Source organism: Armatimonas rosea (genome assembly GCF_014202505.1).
In the GTDB taxonomy this organism is placed as follows: domain Bacteria; phylum Armatimonadota; class Armatimonadia; order Armatimonadales; family Armatimonadaceae; genus Armatimonas; species Armatimonas rosea.
In genome coordinates, this window is the sequence record NZ_JACHGW010000002.1 from 1,094,199 (window position 1) to 1,115,763 (window position 21,565).

Annotated in this window: 17 protein-coding genes; 11 read left to right on the forward strand and 6 right to left on the reverse strand. The window is 61.0% G+C overall.

Annotation, left to right across the window (positions count from 1 at the left end):
• Positions 1–136 precede the first annotated feature (136 nt).
• The 3 genes from HNQ39_RS12955 to HNQ39_RS12965 are packed head-to-tail and all read left to right on the forward strand — an operon-like array spanning position 137 to position 3,745.
• On the forward strand, positions 137–1,030 hold the full coding sequence (locus tag HNQ39_RS12955) for a dienelactone hydrolase family protein (protein ID WP_184196461.1): 894 nt from the start codon (positions 137–139) through the stop codon (positions 1,028–1,030).
• Between the two features lie 15 nt (positions 1,031–1,045).
• Positions 1,046–1,753, forward strand: a complete 708-nt coding sequence (locus HNQ39_RS12960) for a hypothetical protein (protein ID WP_184196463.1) — start codon at positions 1,046–1,048, stop codon at positions 1,751–1,753.
• A 48-nt stretch (positions 1,754–1,801) separates the two neighbouring features.
• Positions 1,802–3,745, forward strand: coding sequence for a sulfatase-like hydrolase/transferase (locus HNQ39_RS12965; RefSeq protein WP_184196466.1), 1,944 nt, complete (start codon positions 1,802–1,804; stop codon positions 3,743–3,745).
• Here the strand turns inward: HNQ39_RS12965 and HNQ39_RS12970 are convergent.
• From HNQ39_RS12970 to HNQ39_RS12985, 4 genes are all read right to left on the reverse strand, one after another.
• On the reverse strand, positions 3,729–6,470 hold the full coding sequence (locus HNQ39_RS12970; RefSeq protein WP_184196469.1) for a bifunctional YncE family protein/alkaline phosphatase family protein: 2,742 nt from the start codon (positions 6,468–6,470) through the stop codon (positions 3,729–3,731). The genes HNQ39_RS12965 and HNQ39_RS12970 overlap by 17 nt on opposite strands.
• A 49-nt stretch (positions 6,471–6,519) precedes the next feature.
• Entirely contained in the window at positions 6,520–7,833 is a 1,314-nt protein-coding gene (locus tag HNQ39_RS12975; RefSeq protein WP_184196472.1) for a DUF1552 domain-containing protein, read from the reverse strand.
• 182 nt (positions 7,834–8,015) lie between these two features.
• On the reverse strand, positions 8,016–10,586 hold the full coding sequence (locus tag HNQ39_RS12980) for a DUF1592 domain-containing protein (protein ID WP_184196475.1): 2,571 nt from the start codon (positions 10,584–10,586) through the stop codon (positions 8,016–8,018).
• A gap of 15 nt (positions 10,587–10,601) precedes the next feature.
• Positions 10,602–11,180, reverse strand: a complete 579-nt coding sequence (locus HNQ39_RS12985; RefSeq protein WP_184196477.1) for an ankyrin repeat domain-containing protein — start codon at positions 11,178–11,180, stop codon at positions 10,602–10,604.
• 90 nt (positions 11,181–11,270) lie between these two features.
• Here HNQ39_RS12985 and HNQ39_RS12990 point away from each other — a divergent pair, with 90 nt between their 5' ends.
• On the forward strand, positions 11,271–11,888 hold the full coding sequence (locus HNQ39_RS12990) for a Uma2 family endonuclease (RefSeq protein ID WP_184196479.1): 618 nt from the start codon (positions 11,271–11,273) through the stop codon (positions 11,886–11,888).
• On the opposite strand, the gene HNQ39_RS12995 is transcribed toward HNQ39_RS12990, so the two are convergent.
• The gene (locus HNQ39_RS12995; RefSeq protein WP_184196481.1) at positions 11,885–12,322 is read right to left on the reverse strand and encodes a type II toxin-antitoxin system VapC family toxin; all 438 of its coding nucleotides are present in this window, start codon (positions 12,320–12,322) and stop codon (positions 11,885–11,887) included. The two genes, HNQ39_RS12990 and HNQ39_RS12995, sit on opposite strands and share 4 nt — an antisense overlap.
• Positions 12,319–12,546 carry a hypothetical protein gene (locus HNQ39_RS13000; protein WP_184196483.1) on the reverse strand — a complete coding sequence of 76 codons (228 nt, stop codon included), beginning with the start codon at positions 12,544–12,546 and terminating at the stop codon, positions 12,319–12,321. The genes HNQ39_RS12995 and HNQ39_RS13000 overlap by 4 nt, the downstream gene beginning before the upstream one ends.
• Before the next feature lie 149 nt (positions 12,547–12,695).
• Between HNQ39_RS13000 and HNQ39_RS13005 the strand changes: the two genes are divergently transcribed.
• The 7 genes from HNQ39_RS13005 to HNQ39_RS13035 all read left to right on the forward strand — a co-directional run bounded on the left by HNQ39_RS13005 (position 12,696) and on the right by HNQ39_RS13035 (position 21,532).
• Positions 12,696–13,394, forward strand: a complete 699-nt coding sequence (locus HNQ39_RS13005) for a DNA methyltransferase (RefSeq protein WP_184196485.1) — start codon at positions 12,696–12,698, stop codon at positions 13,392–13,394.
• Positions 13,391–15,019, forward strand: a complete 1,629-nt coding sequence (locus HNQ39_RS13010) for an Eco57I restriction-modification methylase domain-containing protein (protein ID WP_184196487.1) — start codon at positions 13,391–13,393, stop codon at positions 15,017–15,019. The genes HNQ39_RS13005 and HNQ39_RS13010 overlap by 4 nt, the downstream gene beginning before the upstream one ends.
• A complete protein-coding gene (locus HNQ39_RS13015) occupies positions 15,012–17,573 on the forward strand; it encodes a DEAD/DEAH box helicase family protein (RefSeq protein WP_184197754.1) in 2,562 nt (853 codons plus the stop codon). The genes HNQ39_RS13010 and HNQ39_RS13015 overlap by 8 nt, the downstream gene beginning before the upstream one ends.
• A 313-nt stretch (positions 17,574–17,886) precedes the next feature.
• The gene (locus HNQ39_RS13020; RefSeq protein WP_184196491.1) at positions 17,887–18,594 is read left to right on the forward strand and encodes a PQLLE family protein; all 708 of its coding nucleotides are present in this window, start codon (positions 17,887–17,889) and stop codon (positions 18,592–18,594) included.
• 131 nt (positions 18,595–18,725) lie between these two features.
• Positions 18,726–20,399, forward strand: coding sequence for a dihydroxy-acid dehydratase (gene ilvD, locus HNQ39_RS13025; RefSeq protein ID WP_184196494.1), 1,674 nt, complete (start codon positions 18,726–18,728; stop codon positions 20,397–20,399).
• 40 nt (positions 20,400–20,439) lie between these two features.
• Positions 20,440–21,174, forward strand: a complete 735-nt coding sequence (locus HNQ39_RS13030; protein WP_184196497.1) for a DUF4241 domain-containing protein — start codon at positions 20,440–20,442, stop codon at positions 21,172–21,174.
• Positions 21,158–21,532, forward strand: a complete 375-nt coding sequence (locus HNQ39_RS13035; RefSeq protein ID WP_184196500.1) for a hypothetical protein — start codon at positions 21,158–21,160, stop codon at positions 21,530–21,532. The genes HNQ39_RS13030 and HNQ39_RS13035 overlap by 17 nt, the downstream gene beginning before the upstream one ends.
• Positions 21,533–21,565 lie beyond the last annotated feature (33 nt).

A 21,565-nucleotide genomic window follows, 5' to 3' on the forward strand; every position in this document is an offset into this window, starting at 1 on the left:
CCACGGCCCCATTGTACCGACGAGGCACGAGGAGGCGGCCAAAGGCCCCAAAGCCTGGAGGTTTACCGTCCAAGGCACGGTTTGCGACAGGAAGAAAATTGGTATACTGGCCCCAAGAACGGAGCTGTCTGTCATTATGGAACGAAAAAACGCATCGGATTTTCCGCAAGAGCTGCTTGATCTCTTCGACCACTATGTCCACGGCGGAATCGACCGCCGGACCTTTCTCGAGCGAGCGCAGAAGTTCGCCACGGGCGCGGTCACCGCGACCATGCTCTGGGAGAGCCTGCGGCCCAACTACGCCTGGGCACAGCAGGTCCCCAAGGACGACAAGCGCATCAAGACGGAGACCGTCACCGTGCCCTCGCCCAAGGGCAACACCACTATCAAGGGCTACCTCGCCAAGCCCGCTAAGATCAAGGGGAAGCTGCCCGTGGTCCTGGTGATCCACGAGAACCGAGGGCTCAATCCCTATATCGAGGATGTCGCGCGGCGGCTGGCGACCGAGAACTTTATCGCCCTCGCCCCCGATGGCCTCACGTCGGTGGGGGGCTATCCCGGCGACGATGAAAAGGGCGGGGCGCTGTTTCGGACGGTAGACCGGGCCAAGATGGGCGAGGACTTTATCGCGGCGGCACGCTGGCTGAAGGCACTCCCCGAGAGCAACGGCAAGCTCGGCGCGGTGGGCTTCTGCTTCGGCGGTGGCGTCGTCAATATGCTGGCGGTGAAGCTGGGGACGGAGCTAGCCGCAGGTGTTCCGTTCTACGGCTCGCAGCCCAATGCCGAAGACGCGGCAAAGATAAAGTCGCCCCTCCTGATCCAAAACGGTGGGCTCGACAAGCGCATTGTCGATGGCTCGCCCGCCTTTGAGGCGATCCTCAAGGCGAATATGGTTCCCTTCACCGCGCATGTCTACGAGGGGGCCAACCACGGCTTCCACAACGACACGACGCCGCGCTACGACGAAGCCGCCGCTAAGCTCGCGTGGAAGCGCACCCTGGAGTTCTTCAACAAGTACACACGCGGCTAGTAAAGGAAATATATCTTGACCCGTCTGACTTCGCTTGGCATTACTGCCGCCCTCGTCACCTTGGTTGCTCTTCCGAACCACGCAAGCGCACAGACCGCCTACGACAACGGCTCCTATATCGGAGGAACAAACGCAGTCTCTATCTCTGGCCTCGCCACTGCGGATGACTTCACGGTAACTTCCACGATCACCTTCAACGCCATCCAATTCTATGCAGTGGATCTCAGCCCAGGGTTACTTCCGAGCTTCAGCGGGCAGCTCACCTGGTTTCTCTACTCCGGCAGTGCAGGCTCTCCCAGCCCCAATGCCATTCCCAGTACCAACATTATCGCACAGGGAACCGCCAGCAACTTCACCATTACCGATACGGGAGACATTGCTGCAGGTGACCCCAACCGAGAGATCGCCCAAGTCTACTTTAGAGTTCCCAAACAGATACTTAGCCCCGGAACCTATTGGCTCAGACTCAAGGAAGGAACCGCAGACTCAGTCTTCGATGGTACTCCAATATACTGGCGACAAACCGGCGGTGCGATCAAGGGGAACGGATTTCGGTCCGATGGTAATGAGGTCAACCCAACAACGTGGGATAGTGCTGGCACCAATACCACCAATGATCTCTCGTTTACACTCGGTATGGCACCGGAGCCAGGAACGCTGGCACTAGGCGCACTTGGCTTGCCCCTCGCACTGCTCGCCCTGCAACGGCGACGAAATGCATAAGGCCAAGATGTCTGTTGCAAGGCGTGGCAATAACGGAGGCAATGGCGCGTGAAGCCCAATGTCTTGCTGATCCTCGCCGACGATCTCGGCTGGTCCGATCTGGGCTGCTACGGGAGTGAGATCAAGACGCCAAACTTGGACTCGCTCGCGAAAGAGGGGCTACGGTTTACCCAGTTCTACAACTCGGCGCGCTGTAGCCCTAGCCGCGCGGCGATTCTCACGGGGCTTCACCCCCACCAGGCGGGCTTTCCCAATCTCAGCGGCGTGCTCGTGGAGCGCTGCGCCACTCTCCCCGAGGTACTCAAGCCCGCGGGCTACCAGAGCTACATGGTGGGCAAGTGGCACCTCAGCGAGAAGAGCAAGCCCACCGACCGGGGCTTCGACGAGTTCTACGGGATGCTGGGTGGCTACAACTCCTGCTGGCAAGAGGAGCCCTTCTTCACCCGCTGGCCCGCCGGACGAGCCAAGCGCCGCTACGCACCCGACCAGTTCTACGCCACCGATGTCTTTGGGGACTACGCGCTCGACTTCATCCAGCAGGGGCAAAAAAGCGGCAAGCCGTGGTTTCTCTACCTGGCCTTCAACGCGCCGCACTTTCCCCTCCACGCCCCGGAGAGCGAGATCGCCAAGTACGAGAAGCTCTACTTTGAGAAGGGCTGGGACCGCATTAGGGAGGAGCGGCTGGCGCGCCAGAAGACGCTCGGGCTGGTGCCGGGCAACCTCGCGCTGACCCCACGGAGTGTCGTGCCCGAGAACCGCTTCAACACGCAAACCGGCTGGGCGGATAGAGAGAACCCCGCCTGGGCGAGCCTGCCGGAGGACCGGCGGCGGGATCTGGCGCGGCGCATGGCGGTCTTTGCGGCGATGGTGGATCGGATGGACCAGAATATCGGGCGGGTGACTGCCGAGCTCAAGCGAAGTGGCCAGCTCGACAACACTGTGATCTTCTTTCTCTCGGACAACGGCGGCTGCGCGGAGTGGGACCCGTGGGGCTTCGACGAGAGCTCGGGGCCGAAGAATACGCTGCATTCGGGGGCTGATCTTAAGACCGTGGGAGGGCCAAAGAGCTACATCAGCTACGGGAGCGGCTGGGCCAATGTGAGCAACACGCCCTGGCGCCTCTACAAGCACTACAACCACGAGGGCGGGATTCGCACGCCGCTGATTGTCCACTGGCCGGCGGGAGTCAAGACCAAGCCCGGGGCGCTGACCACGCAGCCCGGCTACATCGCGGACTTTATGCCTACCCTCTTGGAGCTCTGTGGGGCGGCGTATCCGAGCGGAAAGCTCGCGCTGGAGGGCACTAGCCTCACTCCGGCCCTCTCGGGTAAGGCCCTGACACCGCGCACGATCTTTATCGAGCACGAGGGCAATAGGTCCGTGCGCGACGGTGACTGGAAGCTGGTGGGGCTGGCGGGGAAGCCCTGGGAGCTCTACAACCTCACGCTCGATCCAACCGAGAGGACGGACTTGGCGAGTCGGGAGCCCGCGCGGGTGGCGGCGCTCTCGCGCGCATGGGACGCCTGGGCGGAGCGCTGCAGGGTGGTCGAGAAGAAGCCTGCGGGGGACGCACTGCCGACGCCTCAGATCGCCAACCGGCCGCTGACGATCCAGTGCGACGTGCAGACCCAGAGCCGCAGTGGGGTGATTCTTGCCCAAGGCGGTCAGCAGTACGGCTACGCCCTCCACCTCCACGAGGGCAAGCTGGTCTTTAGCGTGCGGATCGCGCAGAAGCTAACAGCGATCGAGACGCGGGAAGCGCTCCCCGCAGGGAAGTGGGCTCTGGAGGCACGGCTGGCACCCGAGGGCACGATGACCCTCCTGGTCAATACCAAGGTGGTCGCGACCGGGAAGGCACCTGGGCTGATTCCTGTGCAGCCACAAGACGGGCTCAGTATCGGCCGCGACGATAAAACGGCGGTGGGGGACTACACGCCCCCGCACCCCCTGGACGGCACGGTCACTCAGGTTAAGATCAGCGCGCCTGGATAAGCGCATCGCGGCGGATCGACGGCTGGAGCCGGGCGGCTTTGTAGTTCGGGTCCTTGGGATCGATGGCTTTCTTGGGGTCGAAGAGGCGCTTGTCCACGGGAGTGTGGGTGTAGGGCGTGAAGTCTGGCGTGGTCGTGAAGCAGTCCGAGAAGTCGTTGGCGAGGGCATCGTGGAGGTTGAGCGGCGGGAGCCCATGGAGCTGGTAGAGCGTCCGGTGCATGCTCAGAATCGTCGTGTGCCGGTGCGAGACATAGCCGCGCTTGATCCACGGGCTGATCGCCAGGAGCACGCTGCGCTGGGCATCCACGTGATCGGGCTCGCCCCCGGAGTCGTCCTGGGTCACAAAGATCGCCATGTTCTTCCAGTAGGGCGTGTGCGAGAGGAACTCGACAATGCGGCCCAGCGCCAGGTCGTTGTCGGCCATCCACGATGCGCGGTAGGGGTAGCCCTTCTTCGGCTTGGGATCGTCGCCGTGGTCGTTGCAGATCGCGATATTGATAAAGCCGGGCATCGTTTTTTTCTTCTTGCCCGTGAGAAACAGCTTGGTGAAGTCTTTCTCGAACCAGTCCGCGCGGTACTGGTCCGGGATGTTCATGTTGAAGATCGGAAAGTCGAAGCAGGTGTTGTCAAAGAGCACCTTGGACATGGGGATATTGACCACTTCGCGCGCGCCCGTCGGCTCCTCGTCTTCGTCCTCGCCCACGCCGGCGAACTCAAAGCCCTCGCCGTAGTTGCGGAAGGGGACCTTAAAGCGCGCCAGGTGCTCCCACATCGAGCCCGCCTCGGGGTAGTCCTCGGGGGTGAGGGAGCCATTGGAGTCGAACGAGGCGTGTCGGCCTAGCGCGGGGGTAGCGAGCTTGGGCTCCCAGCCGAGGGTGTAGAGCATCTGGCAGAAGTTATTGGGCTCGACCCCCACCAGCCAGCGGTGCCCGACCCCCGAGCCCTCGGGCATCATGTAGAAGTTGTCGCTGACCGCAAACTGCCGCGCCAGCGCATTGTGGTTGGTCATCACCGCGACATCGTCGAGGGTAGGCTGCCCCGGCGCGCTGACTTTCTGGTGGTAGCCCCACTGCACCAGGCTCGGGTCGTGTTTTGCGCCCGGCACCCGGTCAAAGACCGCATCGTAGCTGTGGTTCTCCTTAGTAATAAAGACCACGTACTTAATCTGCTCGGACTTCTTCCCCGGCTGCGTGGGAAGCACGGGCGAGGCGAGCGTGGCGCGGTCGGCGCTAGAATCCACCATGCCGTTGTTGGCTAGAACGGACTGGGTCTGCGCGGCGAGCTGGCTATTGCTAGGCGTGGGGAGGGTCGTGAAGACGCCACGTAGCCCACGGTAGGGGCTCTTCGGGACGTTCGCCCCCGCGCTGGGGCCATTGCCAAAGCCACGGAAGCAGATGACGCAGAGCTGCTTGCCATCGGCGGAGACCCCGACACGGTACGGGTACCAGGCCGTAGGAATATGCCCGATGACCTTGCCGGACTTCGTGTCGAGCACCCCGATCGCATTGATCCCGCTCTCGGCGATATAGAGCCGGCTGCCATCGGGGGAGAGCGTCAGCCCCGACGGCTGCACGCCCCGGAGCTTGGCGGTCAGGGGCGAGGGCTGAATTTTGGTCCGTCGTGTGAGCTTGCCGGTTGCTAGGTCCAGCGTCTCGATGGAGTCGTTGTTGTCGTTGGAGATGTAGAGGATCTTGCCCCGCACCTCCAAGAAGTTCGGGGCGCTCCCCCCGATCGCCTTGCCATTGTCTGAGGTAGCTCCCACGACGAGGCCGGTCTTGACCTTGCGGATCACCTTGGGCCGCTCCGGGTTCTGGAGCTCGACCCCCCAGACCGAGAACGCCTCCAGCGCCTTGGGATCGCCCAGACCGGGGACACGCCGTCCCTCAAACTCGACCCCGTCGCGGGCCTCCTTGCTCGGGTAGGCAAAGGCGGGGCGGGTCAGGCCGAGCTTGTCGAACGCCTTGGTCTTGGGGGCGGGAATGGCTTGGTAGGCAAACTGCCCGATATTGGCGACATAGACCTGGCTCCCCGCCACCGCGAGCGCGTAGGGGTACCGCCCGACCGCAATCGAGCTGACCACTTTCCCGGTCTGGGTGGAGAGGGTCGCGAGCCGGAAGTTGGCCACATCGGCGCAGTAGAGCCACTTGCCATCGGCACTGAGCTTCAGGTCCATGACATAGCTATCCCGAAATGCCTTGCCCTTCACCGGCACGTTGAGCGAGAGATGCCGCAGAAACGCCCCGGTCGCGACCTCAAAGACCTGGACCCCGCTGGAGTCGCCGCCGCCCCAGTAGAGCTGCTTGCCATCTGGGGAGAACGCGACCGCTCCGGTGTTGTTGCGCCGCTTCTTCTCCTGGGGGTTCCCCGGCCGTGCCTTCAGCTCCGTGACGGTCGGTGTGCCGCTCTGCCAGCCCGCGAGCAGCTGTCCCACACCATCGCTCGCGACAAAGGCAGTCTGCCGATCCGGGCTCAGCACCAGCCCATGAGGCCAGGTCGCAACCGGTGTGTGCGTTCCCACAGGCTCCAGAAAGCGCCCGGTGGTCATGATCGTCCGCCCCTCCGGGTTGAACGTGGCGTAGCTCTCCACCGACGGTGCGTGCAGGTAGGGGCGGGGCGTGGCCTTGTTCTGCGACGGTGCCGGGGCGCTGGCAAGGAGCACGGCGCTGAGCAGGCCACCCGTGCGCGCAAGCGAGGGAAGTGAGGAAAGGAGGGGAAGGTAGGGCATAGAGACGATTATAGCGAGATTCTTGCCCTACCGTATTAAGTCTGTAGTTTTAGGTCAGCTCCAGCCCCCGGAAGGTGCCGGTGCTCGTGGCAAAGCGGTCCGTCTCCATGCCAAAGCGCTGGAGGGCGCTCACAAAGAGGTTGGGCAGGGGGTAGTTGCGCTCGCGGTCGAAGGCGAGGTGCTGGCCGTGCTTGAAGCCCCCGCCGGCAAAGAGCACGGGCAGGTTGGTGGTGACATGGGTGTTGGCATTTCCCAGGTTGCTGCCGTAGAGCACCATGGTCCGGTCGAGCAGGGTCTCGCTGCCTTCTTTACGCGCCTTGAGGTCGCCAAAGAGCTGGTGCAGGAGCTTCATGTGCTCCCGGTCGATCCGCTCTAGCTGGGTGAGCTTGGCCGCGCTCCTGCCGTGGTGCGAGAGGTTGTGGTAGCCGTCGCTGGTCGCCTCGCCCTCGACTTGGATCGCGGGGGAGTTGACACTGTCCAGGAGCAGGGTGATGGAGCGGGTGGAGTCGGTCTCAAAGGCGAGGCGTGCCATGTCGTACATCAGGCGCACCTTCTCCATGTACTCCCGCGAGTCCGTGGGGTCGAGAGGGGGCTTCTCGGCGACGACGGGCTTGGGCTTGGTCTCCCACTCCGCCGCAAGCAGGAGGCGCTTTTCCAGCTCGCGGACACCGGTGAGGTACTGGTCGAGCCGCTCCCGATCCCGCGCCCCGATCTCTTTCTGGAGGCCTTGGGTCTGCTCGGCGATACTGTCCATGATGCTCTGGCCGCGCGCCAGCCGCCGCTGCTGCTCGCGTAGCTCCTCGGGCGTGCCGCGCAGAAAGAGCCGCTTAAACACCACCGACGGTTTCTCTTCACAGGGAATCAGGACGCCGCCGCCGGTCCACGAGAGGCTACGGGAGCCCTGCGCGACATTGACACCGAGGGTCAGCGACGGAAACCTTGTCAGGTGCCCGATGCGCTCGGCGATGTACTGGTCGAGCGAGATGGTGTTGCGAAAGCCGCCGCTCCCCGGGTGCGGTGCCGCGGTGAGGAAGCAGTTGTCCGCTGGGTGGCCGCCATCCACATCCGGGTGCCAGACCCCCGAGAGCACGGTGAAGTCGTCGCGGAAGTCCCGCAGGTGCTCCAGATACGGCGAGAGGGTGTAGCCCCGCCCGGTCTGGCTGTGCTCCGGGAAGAACTTCTCGGGGAGGAGCCCGAGGTTGTTGCAGATGCCCAGAAACCGCCGCGGCGTGGCAGGGGCGGCGGCACGGGCAAAGGCAGGCTGCATTGCCTCCAGCAAGGGCAGGCCAAGCAAGATGCCGGTCCCGCGCAAGAGATGGCGCCGCGAGAGGGGGCGCTGGGTGGAGAAATGGACATTTTTCATGGCGTTATTTGTTTCCAGGACGGTGAACGTCCGGCATTCCTCGACGGTAAACGTCGGGCTCACCCAGAGGGTACCCGGGCCTTCGGCCGCCTCCTCGTTCCTCGTCGGTACAAGATTTATCCGAGCGGAGCGAGGCGGCGACTTGCTCGCCCCATAGCCCCACGTTCACCGTGCGGGCTCTTTTATTTATTTCGGAAAAGCTCACTTTCGACGATAGCGTAGATCAGGGATTTGACACCGTAGCCGGTGGGGGCGGCGCGGTCTAGGATCGCCTCGATCTTGGGACGGTCTCCGAAGCGCACGGGGGCTCCGGTGGCGTAGGTGACAAGCTGGCGCGCCAGGTTCCGGGCGAGCTGGCGCTCGTCCTTGAGGAGAAGCTTTTTCAGCTCGCGGACATCCTGGAAGCGGCGGCCATCGGGGAGGGCACCGGTGGCATCGACCGGCAGGGCGGCGTGAAACGTAAAGGGCTGGCCGTTCTTGCCGTAGCCCGGCAGCCGCTGGCCGTCCCCAAGGGCGCGGTAGCGCTCCCGCCACGCCCCACAGACATCGAAGCTCTCCAGCGCAAAGCCCGCCGGGTCGATCTTGGCGTGGCAGCCCTTGCAGGTGAGGTCGGTACGGTGCTTGTCGAGCTGCTGGCGGATGGTGGCCGCGCCGCGGATATCGGGCTCCACGGCGGGGACCGCCGCGGGCGGTGGGGGCACGGGCTGGCCGAGAATCCGCTCCATGATCCAGGCACCGCGCAGCACGGGCGAGGTGGTGGTGCCATTGGCGGTCACTTTAAGGACACTCGCCTGGGTGAGAAGGCCCCCGCGCACCGAGTCTGCTGGGAGCGGGACCTTCCGAAACGCGACTCCCTGGACGCCGGGGAGACCGTAGTGGCTCGCCAGCCGCGCGTTGACCGTCACAAAGTCCGAGGCGACCAGGTTGCGCGCGGGCAGGTTGCTCTGGAGCAGCTCGGTGAAGAAGCTCTGGGTCTCGTCGCGCGCCGACTCCACCAAGTAGTCGTCGAGGTAGTAGTCCGGGTAGAGGGTCTCATCCGGCGAGACAACCGCGACCTTGCGCAGGTCCAACCAGTAGTCTAGAAAGGCCTCGACAAAGCGCTGGGACTTGGGATCGGCTAGCAGGCGCGTGGCCTGGGCGCGGAGCACGGCGGGGTTCTTGAGCGCTCCCTGGTCGGCGAGGGCGCGGAGGGCCGGATCGGGGGCGCTATTGCCCAGGAAGTAGGCCAGGCGCGACGCGAGCGCGTGGCTATCGAGGGGGCCGGGGCGCTCCTCCAGGGTCACAAACGCGGGGGAGCAGAGGATCGCGGAGTAGGCCGTGAGCAGCGCCTCCGTGAAGCTCTCGTTGTCGTCGAGGGCGCGCAGAGCGAGCTTGAGGAACGGCTGGACATCGCTGTCGCGCACCGGGCGGCGGTAGGCCCGTGTCAGAAAACTGCGGATCAGGCGCGCGGCATCGGTGGTGGGATCGCGCGGGGTGACCGTAAACTTGCCTTTCCCGTCGCTCTGTGCGGGCAGGTCACCAAAGAGCCGCGGGTACCCTGGCTCCGCCTCCGGGAGGGGGCCTTCGACCTCTAGCCACTGGAACGCCACCCCCGGCTGGCCGTCTTTCTGGGCGAGCGGGTTGTGCCAGCCCGGCGGGCGTGAGCGGAAGAGGCGCACGGCATCGGGGCGGATGGTCTCGCCCTTGAGCAGGTAGACATCGAGCTCCCCCACGGTCGGCTCGATCCCCGCCTCGACCGTCCCCAGCTTGCGCAAGAGGCGCGGGGGCACCTCGGCGTAGAGGCTGATCGGCTCTCGGGTGCGCCCCCCGGAGAGATTGGTCCGGCTGGGCTCCCACCAGCGCTTCTCACTGGCCGGAGCGGCCCAGAACGTGTGGGCCGCGATCCGGAGCTTGTAGCGCCCGGCGGCGGGGGCGCGGAAGCGGTTGAAGGTGATCTCCAGCGGCTCGTAGGTGCTGGCGACCACGCCCATCGACTCCTGCTCGCGGCGCACGGGGTCTTTTTCTCCGACCGTCATGGGGGCCTTTGTCTCCAGAACGGGGAGGTCGGCCTGGTTGCCCATCAGAGGGAACGTGGCGCGCTCGGGGCTCCCATTGAACTGCGTGAAGAGGACATGCCCAGTAAAGCCCGACTGCTCCCGGGCGTAGTAGCGCTTGCGGGTGGGGGGCGGGGCAACCTGGTGGGCGAGCACCTCACGGAGGGCGTAGTCCGCAGCGGTGAGGTAGCGGCTCATCTGCACGTGCGAGACATCCAGACCTTCCCCCACTTTATTAAAGCGTGCCACCTCACCGTCCTCGGGGAGCATCTCCTTGATCTGAAGCCAGGGCGCACCGAGTAGATCCCGCAGGGTGTTCTCGTACTCGTAGCGGTTCATGCGCCGCCAGACCGCCCGCCCTTGCTGCCTCACGCGCCGGTCCTCCGCGGCAAGCATCGGTGCGGTGAGCTCCTTGAGAAACGCCGCCCGTGCGCTCGCGGTGGGCTGGGGCATTTCTTTGGGCGGCATCTCGCCGTCGCGCACCCGGTCATGGACCTTGACCCAGAGCCCAAACGCCTTGGGATCGTCGAAGTTTCTAGAGAGCGCGGTGAGATCGAGCTTGCCCGACGCGTTTTGGGCGTTGTGACACGCGAGACAGTTTGCCTTCAGAAAGTCCTCTCGCAGGGGAGGAGCCTTCGTCGGCCTTGGTTTCGTCTGTGGCTCCGCCGCCAGCGCCCCCAGCGCCAGGGTGAGCGTCGCGGCAATGACTACGCGTCTCATGGGCATTCCTCTTTGCTATTTTTTGAGAAAGGGAATGGGCTTAAGTTCCAGCTTTTTGATGGATTGTAGGTAGTCTAGCACCGCCTCGGAGTTCTTCCCGCCGACCTGGGCGTGCCAGTGGAGCGTGAAGCCGTGGGGGCCTTTGGTGTCGATCATCTTGGGCTGGAGCGTTAAGAACGCCTTGACGGTCTCTAGTTGCCCGAGCATGGTGGCGCAGAAGAGATCGGGGCGGGCGCCGCGCTCTAGCAAGAACTCGACAATGTCCCGGCGGCCCATGTGCGACGCTCCCCCGAGGCCGGTCTCCCAGTCCCCGCCGCCCCAGTCGATCGTGGCATTGAGGAGCGCGGGCTCTTTCTCAAGGAGCTTCTTGACCATATCGAGGTCCGAGTGGGCGTAGATGATGAAGTCCTGCGCGAGCTGGCGGTTGAGCTGCGGCTTCTTCCAGCCCGGCTTGAACTTGGGAGGGTCGTAGTCGCGCGTGAACGGGGCCTCAACGGGGCCGCCCTCCGGTGTGGTCTGGGCGGAGGCGTGGGAGGCAACAAAGAGCCCGGAGGCGAGGGTCGCCAGTTTTCGGCGTGAGATCGGCTGTGACATAGCCAATTATAGCGGATATGGCAGAGAGCTGCCCACCCTGCTCGTGGGCTCCGAGAGCGGCGCGGTAGAATAAAAACCGGAGCTTTCACTATGTCAACTACGATCTCACCACTCGAAGCCCCCCTTCCCCCGCTCCCTGTCGAGCAGGAGAGCCGCCGCGCGATCTGGACACGGGAGTCCGTTCGCCGCGCCGCCAGCCTGGGCTTCTTCGACCCAGAGCGCTACGAGCTGTTCGAGGGAGAGCTTATCGAAAAAATGAAGAACCTACCCCATACCCTTGTTCTGACCGCCCTCCTGGAATGGGTTGCCCAGTACTTTCCACGCCACTGGCAGAGCGAAGCGCCAATCGATGTTGCCGAGGGCGAAAACGAGACCAACGCACCGGAGCCCGACCTGACCATTGTCACTCGTCCGCTGAGAGGGCTTGGTCGCTTCCCAACTCCTGTGGATATTGCGCTGGTGATCGAGGTCGCCGACTCCACGCTGCGTCGCGATCTGGGCAGCAAGGCTCTGCGCTACGCCCGCGCGGGGATTCGGGAGTACTGGGTGGTGGATATCGAGGGGCGCAAGCTCCATGTCCACCGTGAGCCTAGCGGCGACACGTGGGGTAGTGTCGTGGTGCTAGAGGAGACACAGACCCTAGCTCCGCTTACCAACCCCGAAGCCATCCTCGCCTTGGGTGAGCTTTTTCCAACTCAGGCGGCTTAGTTACTAGCCTCTCTGCTCCAGTCTTCCACCGTGAGGCCAGGCACTTTCTCGAAATCCGAGAGATTGCACGTCAGGAGTGTTGCACCGTTCGCAAGAGCAATGGACGCAATCCGTAAATCCTGGGTGCCTATGCGAACTCCTGCCTGTCGTAAACGGGTGAATATCGATGCAGCATTCTCGGTGAATCCCCAGATGGCAAAGGCGGTGCAGAAGCGAAGGCTTTGTTGCATCTGACCGAATGCCCTGACTTCTGCTTCAGGCGATTTGGCGCGTGAAACAGCAGCCAGCCAGCCTTGAGCCTGCTCGGCATACGTGACGACGGTGATTCCATAGTCATCGGGAGCAAGCTGGCGAATGCGATTGCGTACTCGGATGCCTTCCTCACCTCCTCGTTGCCAGAGGCTCAGATGGTCGGTGTCTAGTAGGTAGATCATGCTGCTTTGTCACGGTACTCGCGGCGTTCACGCTCACGCTCCGCTGCGATGGTGTCTAGGACTTCTCGCGCATGGGGGCTATCGGCGAAGACTCCGAACATCTCTTCCAAAACCTCCGGGTTCGTTCTGCCCGTCACCCCGAGGCGTCTTTCGCTCGCCTCAGACAGCGCTGCGAGTTTCTTTTCCAGCGCCGTCACCCGCTCTTCTAAACTTCCGATTGCCATTGGTATCTTTGCTCCTCTTACGATTTTACCGCGCCCTACTTGCCGCTCTGAATGTGACGGTGTGATTCCTGCATTCCGAGTCGTTCACGCCGCACAACAAGAGGGTATAACAACTCGTACAGGGAATCCCTTCCTTTGTGCATCACCCTATGAGTCTTATCAAGTCTAAACAACGCGTCGCTGACCACGGGGAGGTCTTCACCCCAGAGTGGATGGTCGAGGCAATGCTTGATCTCGTCAAGCACCAAACGGAGATTATTAGCTCCACCTTTTTAGAGCCCGCCTGTGGAAGTGGTAATTTTCTCGTTCCTATCCTGAAGCGCAAGCTCGCCGCCGTTGATCGCGACTATAGGAAGTACCCCTTTAAGAGACAAAGGTTCGCTCTCGTTGCCGTTATGAGCATCTATGGGATCGAGATACAAGAAGATAACATCAGTGAGTGTCGGGCAAATTTGCTTTCCGTTTTGGCAGAACACCTTGACCTCAAGCCGTCGGATGATCTCTATCGGGCTGCCTCCTCTGTCCTCTCATTGAATATCGTCCACGGCGATGCGATGGAGATGCTCACCTGCGATAAGCGGCCTTTGACCTTCGCCGAGTGGGGCTATCTGGAAAAAGCAGCAAAGTATCAGCGCCAAGATTTTCTCCTCAAGGGACTGACCAAAAGGGCAGAAGTTCCTACCTCCAAAGAGGCTTTGGAGGCCAACACGGGGAATCTCTTCTCCGAAGAACCCGCGTTTGAAGACCGAGGCAAGAGCGAACCTTTTACACCGATCCGGCGCTATAAAAAGGCGTCCATGGAAGAAATCGCAGAGTGGATCAACAGTCCCCCGGAGCCAATTGAATGAACGATCAAGTCCCTTTCTCTTTTCGTGGTCGTAACCCGGATGTCCTGACCTGTATTGCAAACCTCTCTAATGATGAGGTCTTCACACCACCCGAGCTGGCGAGCCGGATGTTAGACACGCTCACCGACGCGTGGGCGGCTAATCACAACGGTGCGAATCTCTGGGCGGATAGCTCGGTGACGTTTCTAGACCCGTGTACGAAGTCGGGGGTGTTTCTACGAGAGATCGCGAGTCGGCTCACCAAGGGCTTGGCCGAGGAGATTCCCAACCTGGAAAAGCGGGTCGATCATATCCTCACCAAGCAGGTCTTCGGTATCGGTATCACCCAGCTCACGGCTCTGCTTGCCCGCCGAAGTCTGTACTGCTCCAAGTACGCGAAGAGCAAGCACTCCATCGTAAGGTCGTTCAAAGGCGATGATGGGAATATCTGGTTCGAGCGTACCGACCACACTTGGGTGGAAGGAAAGTGTAAATACTGCGGTGCAAGCCAGAAGACTCTGGACAGAGACGAAAGCCTGGAGACGCATGCCTACGCACTGATTCACACAGACGATATAAAGGCTCAAGTAGCCAAGATTTTCGGGGGGAAAATGCAATTCGATGTGGTTATCGGCAATCCGCCGTACCAGTTAGACGACGGAGGTTACGGCACTAGCGCCGCGCCCATCTATCAGCACTTTGTCGAGCAAGCAAAAGCGTTAGAGCCGAAGTACCTGTCGATGATTATTCCCGCTCGTTGGTTTGCCGGTGGTAAGGGGCTAGATGAGTTCCGCGAGGCAATGCTCTCCGATAATCGCATACGCTCCATCGACGACTATCTCAGTGCATCGGATGTTTTCCCCGGTGTGGGCCTGAAGGGCGGTGTTTGTTTCTTTCTTTGGGATAGGGAAAATCCAGGGGCGTGCCGTGTAGCCACTCATTTCAAAGACTGGCCGGTTTCAACCTCCACCCGCGCGCTTCTTGAAGAAGGTGCAGATATTTTTATCCGCTTCAATGAAGGTTTATCGATTCTAAAAAAGGTTATTGAGACGGAGGGTGGGCAAGTTCAATCGGTCTCTTTGCCTGAGGATAAACGCTTCGATCAACTCGTTAGCTCGCGAAAGCCTTTCGGATTAGATACAGTGTTTAAGGGCAAAGCTACCAAGCGTGCCGGTGATGTTCTTATTTATCAAAATGGTGGCACTGGCTATGTATCTAGGAGTTCTCTGTCTACAGGGACTCATTTGATAGATGTCTGGAAAATCTATATTGGACGTGCAGCGCCTGGAACTGGTAACAAAGATACTTATCCTCATAAAATTTTAAGTACTCCATTCATTGGCGAGCCAGGGACTATCTCTTCGGAAACCTATCTTTGCATTGGTCCATTTGATTCAAAGAATCATGCCGAAAGTGCTTTGTCCTATTTATCTTGTAGGTTAACACGACTTCTTATTCTTCTGCACAAGCCTTCTCAGGATGCTACGCGCAAGGTTTATACTTTTGTGCCAAGTCAGGATTGGACGAAGTCATGGACGGATGAAGATCTCTATGCGAAGTATGGTATCTCCGCTGAGGAAATTGAGTTCATTGAGAAGGTAGTGCGCCCGATGGATTTGAGCGGAGCTTCGGACGATGATGAGTAAGCATACTATCGAGGAAATCCTTGCTCCGAAGCCGGAGGTGAAGCCGCGTATCTATGCATACTCTATCAACGATGTGGCACACAAGGGGCTCCTTAAGGTTGGGCAGACGACACGCGATGTAAAGCAGCGGGTTGCAGAGCAGGTCAAGACTGCTGCGATCAAAAACGTCAAGATTGAGCTCGACGAGCTGGCGGTACGCGATGATGGCACGGTTTTTTCCGACCACCAGGTTCGGGTGGCGCTGGTCGCAAAAGGGTTTGAGAATACCGAGCTGGAGTGGATGCGCTGTACTGTCGCCGATGTGCAGACTGTTCTCACCGAGCTGCGAACAGGGAAGCAGCTCTCTGGGACACACCACGAAACCTTTCCTCTGCGGTGGGAGCAAGCCGAGGCGGTAAATAAGACACACGCTTACTTTCACTCCCTCTGGCGGGAAGACATGCACGCTGTCCCACGCTTCCTCTGGAACGCGAAGATGCGCTTTGGTAAGACCTTCACCACCTACCAGCTCGCCAAGAAGCTGGGCGCAAAGCGGGTACTCGTGGTCACGTTCAAGCCCGCCGTCGAAGATGCGTGGCAGACCGATCTGGAAAACCACACCGACTTTGAGGGCTGGCAGTACCTCTCCCGCTCATCAGGGAAAAATCCGACACAGATCGACAAGAAGAAGCCCGTTGTCTATTTTGGCTCTTTCCAGGACTTGCTTGGGCGCGACCTCTTCGGGAATATCAAAGCGAACAACGAGTGGCTACATGCGGTGAACTGGGACTTGGTGGTCTTTGACGAGTACCACTTCGGTGCATGGCGTCAGGGGGCCAAGGAGCTTTTCGAGGGAGAAGAGGAGGGGATCATTCGGGTGGAGACTCTCCTTGACGATACCAAGAAATTCCGGGAGCGTGTCGCCGATCTCCAAGAACCTCTAGAGAAAGAGTCCAACTTCCTGCCCATCACTAGCAAGGCATACCTCTACCTCTCTGGCACACCGTTTCGTGCACTGGCGAGTGGGGAGTTTATCGAGGAGCAAATCTTCAACTGGACCTACACCGATGAGCAACGCGCCAAGGAGCAGTTCGCACAAAATCATCCTGGCGACCGTAACCCCTACGGTGCCCTGCCACAGCTACGCCTGCTCACCTACCAGATGCCCGATGAGCTACTAGCGGTTGCCAGTGCCGGGGAGTTTGATGAGTTCGACCTAAACGCCTTCTTTGCCGCCACGGGTACGGGGACAAGTGCAGAGTTCAAGAACAAGGACGATGTGCAAAAGTGGCTCGACATCATCCGGGGGGCCTACGCGCCACAGATGCTCGAAAACCTCAAGACAGGGACACGCCCGCCGTTTCCCTACTCCGATATCCGCTTGCGTCCCTACCTTCAGCACTCGTTCTGGTTCCTCCCCAATGTTGCCTCCTGCCATGCGATGGCAAATCTCTTGGCCGAGAAACACAATACCTTCTGGCATGAGTATCGGGTGGTGGTCGCAGCGGGAACGTCCGCCGGTATGGGGCTGGACGCACTGATCCCTGTACGCAAGGCCATTGGCAACGGCTTTGATACCAAGACCATCACGCTTTCTTGTGGCAAGCTAACAACGGGTGTAACTGTGTCGCAATGGTCGTCGATTCTGATGCTCCGCAACCTCAAGTCGCCTGAGACCTATTTTCAAGCAGCCTTCCGTGTCCAGTCCCCCTGGTCGATCAAGAACCCCAACGGCGACAATCCCAATGAGGAAGAGATTCTCAAGCCTATCTGCTTTGTCTTTGACTTCGCGCCCACACGCGCTCTCCGCCAGCTCTCCGAGTACGGAATCAGCCTCTCTCCCAGTGAGCCCAACCCTGAGAACGCCGTCCGAGACTTGGTCTCGTTCCTGCCTGTGCTCGCCTACGATGGCGCGAACATGACCCAGATAGACGCAGGCGGTATCCTCGATATTGCCATGGCGGGAACCTCTGCAACACTCTTGGCGCGCAAGTGGCAGTCTGCTTTGCTAGTGAATGTAGACAACGACACACTTCGCCGTATCCTGGAGAACCCCGAGGCACTGGCTGCCGTGGAGAGCATAGAGGGCTGGCGCGCACTTGGCGACAATATCATCGAGACCATTATCAATAAGAGCGAGAAGGTCAAAGAACTAAAAGGCAAAGCGAAAGCTGGAAGCCTGACAGCCACCGAGAAGAAAGAGCTCACAGAAGAAGAAAAAGAGTACAAATCCAAGCGCAAGCTACTACAGGAAAAGTTGATAAAATTCGCCACCCGTATCCCTGCCTTCATGTACCTCACTGACTTTCGAGAGAATAACCTCCAAGACGTGATCACCAAGATCGAGCCCGAGCTCTTTCGTATCGTCACCGGTTTAACCGTCAAAGACTTTAATCTCCTCGTCAGTCTTCGCGTCTTCAATACCGAGCAGATGAACCAAGCCGTCTTCGCCTTCCGCCGTTACGAAGACGCCTCTTTGCGCTATACGGGAATCGAGAGCCATGAGGGGCTAACACACTACGGTCTATGGAACACTGTCATCGCCAGAGAATCCCCTGAAGACTACACTCCCTAATTCCCCTCGGACTCCCCCTTTCCCAGTGAGGAACGAACGTCCGCACCCAGAGGGTACCCGGGGGTTGGGGGAGAGGTTAAAAAGCAGCCGGGGGAGGCAAAAAATTCCCCCGAAACCTTTCCTCTTTCTTATCTATCCAAGATAACGCAGAGGCTTTGAGGGATCGTGCAAGGAGTTCCAAAGAGCGTGCAAAGTCGTTCCACGAGTGTGCACCGTCGCTCAACGAGGGTAACAAAACCATTCCAAGAGTGTGCAGAACCTTCCCAAGAGTATGCCCTGAGCCTCCGTAACAACGCAGTAGGAGAAAGAGAGTATGCCAGAGACGACAGAGAGTACGCCCAGTGCTCTAGCGACCACCCCCAAGCCGCGGAAGCTGACCCCGCGCACCATTGCAAGCAAGCTACGCCGTGCGGAGCTCCTGCTAGACGGCACCGAGAGCCACCCCGAGATCATCACCTTGGTAGAGCCCTTCGGCTACACCGCCACCAAGCGCGCCGAAGGGCGGGCGCTGCTCCAAGCCGCACAGACCCAGCTCGGGCTCAGTCAGCTCAGCCGTGCCGTGCAGAAGCAAAAGACGGAGGTGCTTGTCGAGACCGAGAAAGTGGCGCGTCGCGCCTACGCCGACCTGGCCGCAGCCGGGCGGGCGCTCTTTCCCGCAGGCTCGCACGGGCGCACCGCGCTGGGGCTGAGTGGTAACACCCCGCAGGGGCTCACTGCCTTTCTCCGCGCCGCCGATGCCCTCTTCGACGGTGCCACCAACGGCCCTGCGGATGTCAAAGCCGCCCTCGCGGCGCACGGCTACACCGAGGCCAAGCTCACCACCGAGCACGCCAAGATCACCGCGCTCAAGGCGGCCGATAGCGCACAAGAGGGGGCAAAAGGTGGAGCACAAGAGCTCACCCCCCAGCAGAACGATGCTCTCGCCGCGCTGGACAAGTGGGCCGCGACCTACCTCAAGTTCGCCCGAATCGCCCTACGCGACCGCCCCCAGCTCCTCGAAAAGCTCGACGTAAAAGCATAGCCCCAAAAAGCACCCCCTTCGCGAAGCCGGAGGGGGTAGCGAGCGGTGCGAGCTGGGGGAGGCAAGATGGCGGGGGCTAGGGGGCTGGCTGGCGCCACGCGATAGAATGAGCCCGGAGGATTTTTTACACCGTGCCTTTGAACTCGCGTAGTCGCATTATCACTGAGGGGGTGCAGCGCGCTCCCAACCGCTCCATGCTCCGTGCCGTCGGCTTTGGCGATGGGGACTTTCAGAAGCCCATTGTCGGGATCGCCAGCGCCCACTCGACCATCACGCCCTGCAACATGGGGATTCGCCCGCTCGCCGAGCGTGCCGAGGCGGCGATTCGTGAGGCGGGGGGAATGCCGCAGACCTTTGGGACAATCACGGTCAGCGACGGTATCTCGATGGGGACGGAGGGCATGAAGTACAGCCTTGTCAGCCGCGAGGTGATCGCCGATAGCATCGAGACCGCCGTGATGGCGCAGTCGATGGACGCGGTGCTGACCATCGGTGGCTGCGACAAGAACATGCCCGGTGCGATGATCGGGATTGCGCGGATGAATGTCCCGGCGATCTTTGTCTACGGCGGGACCATCAAGGCCGGGAAGTACCGGGGCCGCGATCTGAATATCGTCAGCGTCTTCGAGGCCGTAGGGTCGCACTCTGCCAGCAAGATGGACGATGAAGAGCTGCGGGGGATCGAGTGCAACGCGATCCCCGGTGCGGGCTCGTGCGGGGGGATGTACACCGCCAACACCATGAGTAGCGCGATTGAGGCGATGGGCATGAGCCTGCCGCACAGCTCGACCATGGCCGCGGTGGACCCCGAGAAGGCCGAGAGCGCCGCTGAGAGCGGTCGCGTCTTGGTGGAGGCCGTGAAGCAGCAGCTCCTCCCCCGCCAGATCATGACCCGCAAGGCGTTTGAGAACGCGATCGCGGTGGTCATGGCCACGGGCGGCTCGACCAACGCCGTCCTGCACCTGCTCGCCATCGCCCACGCCGCCGAGGTGCCACTGAGTATCGATGACTTTGAAGAGATTCGCAAGCGCGTCCCCGTGCTCTGCGACCTCAAGCCATCGGGCAAGTACCTGGCCAACGACTTCCACCATGTCGGCGGTGTCCCGCAGGTGATGAAGCTCCTCCTCAACGCGGGGCTCCTCCACGGCGACTGCCTCACGATCACCGGCCAGACCATCGCCGAGACCCTCGCCCATATCCCCGATGCCCCGCCCGCCGATCAAGATATTATTCATCCCATCGACAAGCCCATCTACGCCCAGGGGCACCTGGCGATCCTACGCGGGAACCTGGCCACCGAGGGCGCGGTCGCCAAGATCACGGGCGTGAAGTCCCCCAAGATCACCGGTCCGGCGCGAGTCTTTGAGAGCGAGGAGGAGACCCAGGCGGCGATCCTCGGCGGCAAGATCAACCCCGGCGATGTGCTGGTGATCCGCTACGAAGGCCCCAAGGGCGGCCCGGGCATGCGCGAGATGCTGGCCCCCACCGCCGCGATTATCGGTGCGGGCCTCGGGGACTCTGTCGGGCTCATCACCGACGGCCGCTTCTCCGGCGGCACCTACGGCCTGGTGGTCGGCCATGTCGCCCCGGAAGCCGCAGTCGGGGGGACGATTGCGCTGGTCGAGGAGGGCGATAGCATCACCATCGACGCCACCACGCTCACGCTCACGCTAAACGTCGACGACGCCACGCTCGAAACGCGCCGCGCCGCCTGGCAGCCGCCCGCCCCGCGCTACACCAGAGGCGTGCTGGCAAAATACGCCAAGCTCGTCTCCACCGCCAGCGTCGGCGCCGTCACGGACTAAGCGCCGACGGGTTAGCCGCCGATTGAAATCGGCGTCTGCAATGGCGTCGTCCCTCCGCCGCAAAGCCCGTGCCGGGCTGGGAGTTCTTGCTGAGTTGTACATTCCGGAACACCTTAAAACCTACCAACCGACGCGGCGATTTACGGTCGCCGTGTCGGAGGGAGGGGGCATCGAAACGTGGGAAGCCCAGATTCACGAAGAGAAGATCGGCGATCTCACTCTAGCTACAGGAAAGCTGATCGCTACTGATCCGGCGTATGGGAGGTTTCCGGAAGACATTACCCCGTTCACTCGCACGGTGCCACCTGGAACCTACTCTGTTGTGTTGGGGATGGTAGATGAGTACACATCGCGACATTATGCATCTAATGTCTATGCTCTGATCTGTTTCTCGGATAACCCAATCATCCACTGGGAGCTCGCTCTCTGCCCTGAGCAAAATGCTGATGAGTTGGAGGGGATGCAGTATTTTGGGTTTGGTGTGGACTCAGGTACAGGGTGCTTTCTGGATGAGGGGCTCAAATACTACCTGGCTCAAGAGGAAGTACAACGACTAATGGGCGACGTGATGACGGGAAACGGTGATATTACTCTGACAATGGAGAGGGGCGCTCGAATGGTTGTTTTTATTGCTGGGATGGGCGATGGATGCTATCCCTGCTACTGGGGGCTGGATACCCAAGACCAGCCCGTGTGCCTGCTTGCCGATTTTCAAATCCTACGCTCGCTGGAGGAGCTTCTTTCCATGGGGCAGGTTAGTGAGCCTCGCGTTTGAGCTCCACGATGCACGTCTCGCCTCGGTTCTGCTAGAGCCGGGGCGAGCCTGTCTCTGCTTCGATGCGCTCTACATTCATGGGGAGACCCACGGCTGGTACCAGAAAGCGGTTCTGGAACTGGGGCAGGGGAGCATCGCGGGAGCCCTCCCCGAAGAGATGGAAGACAGCTACTTGGTGACGGGAGAGCTAATCGTAGGCGCAGAGACATATCGCAATGTCGTTCCCTTGCCGCTGGAAACGGCGGAACGCGTCGAACTCACGCTGGAGTTTGCCCTTGGTGAGCGGCTGGTTCTGTCGTGCCGAGGGGCTAGCTTGCGCTTGCTTGGGGAACCAGGGGCACAGGAGCCGTTGCCTTAGAAGGTAGGCATTCTTGCTACTACTCTGAGGAAT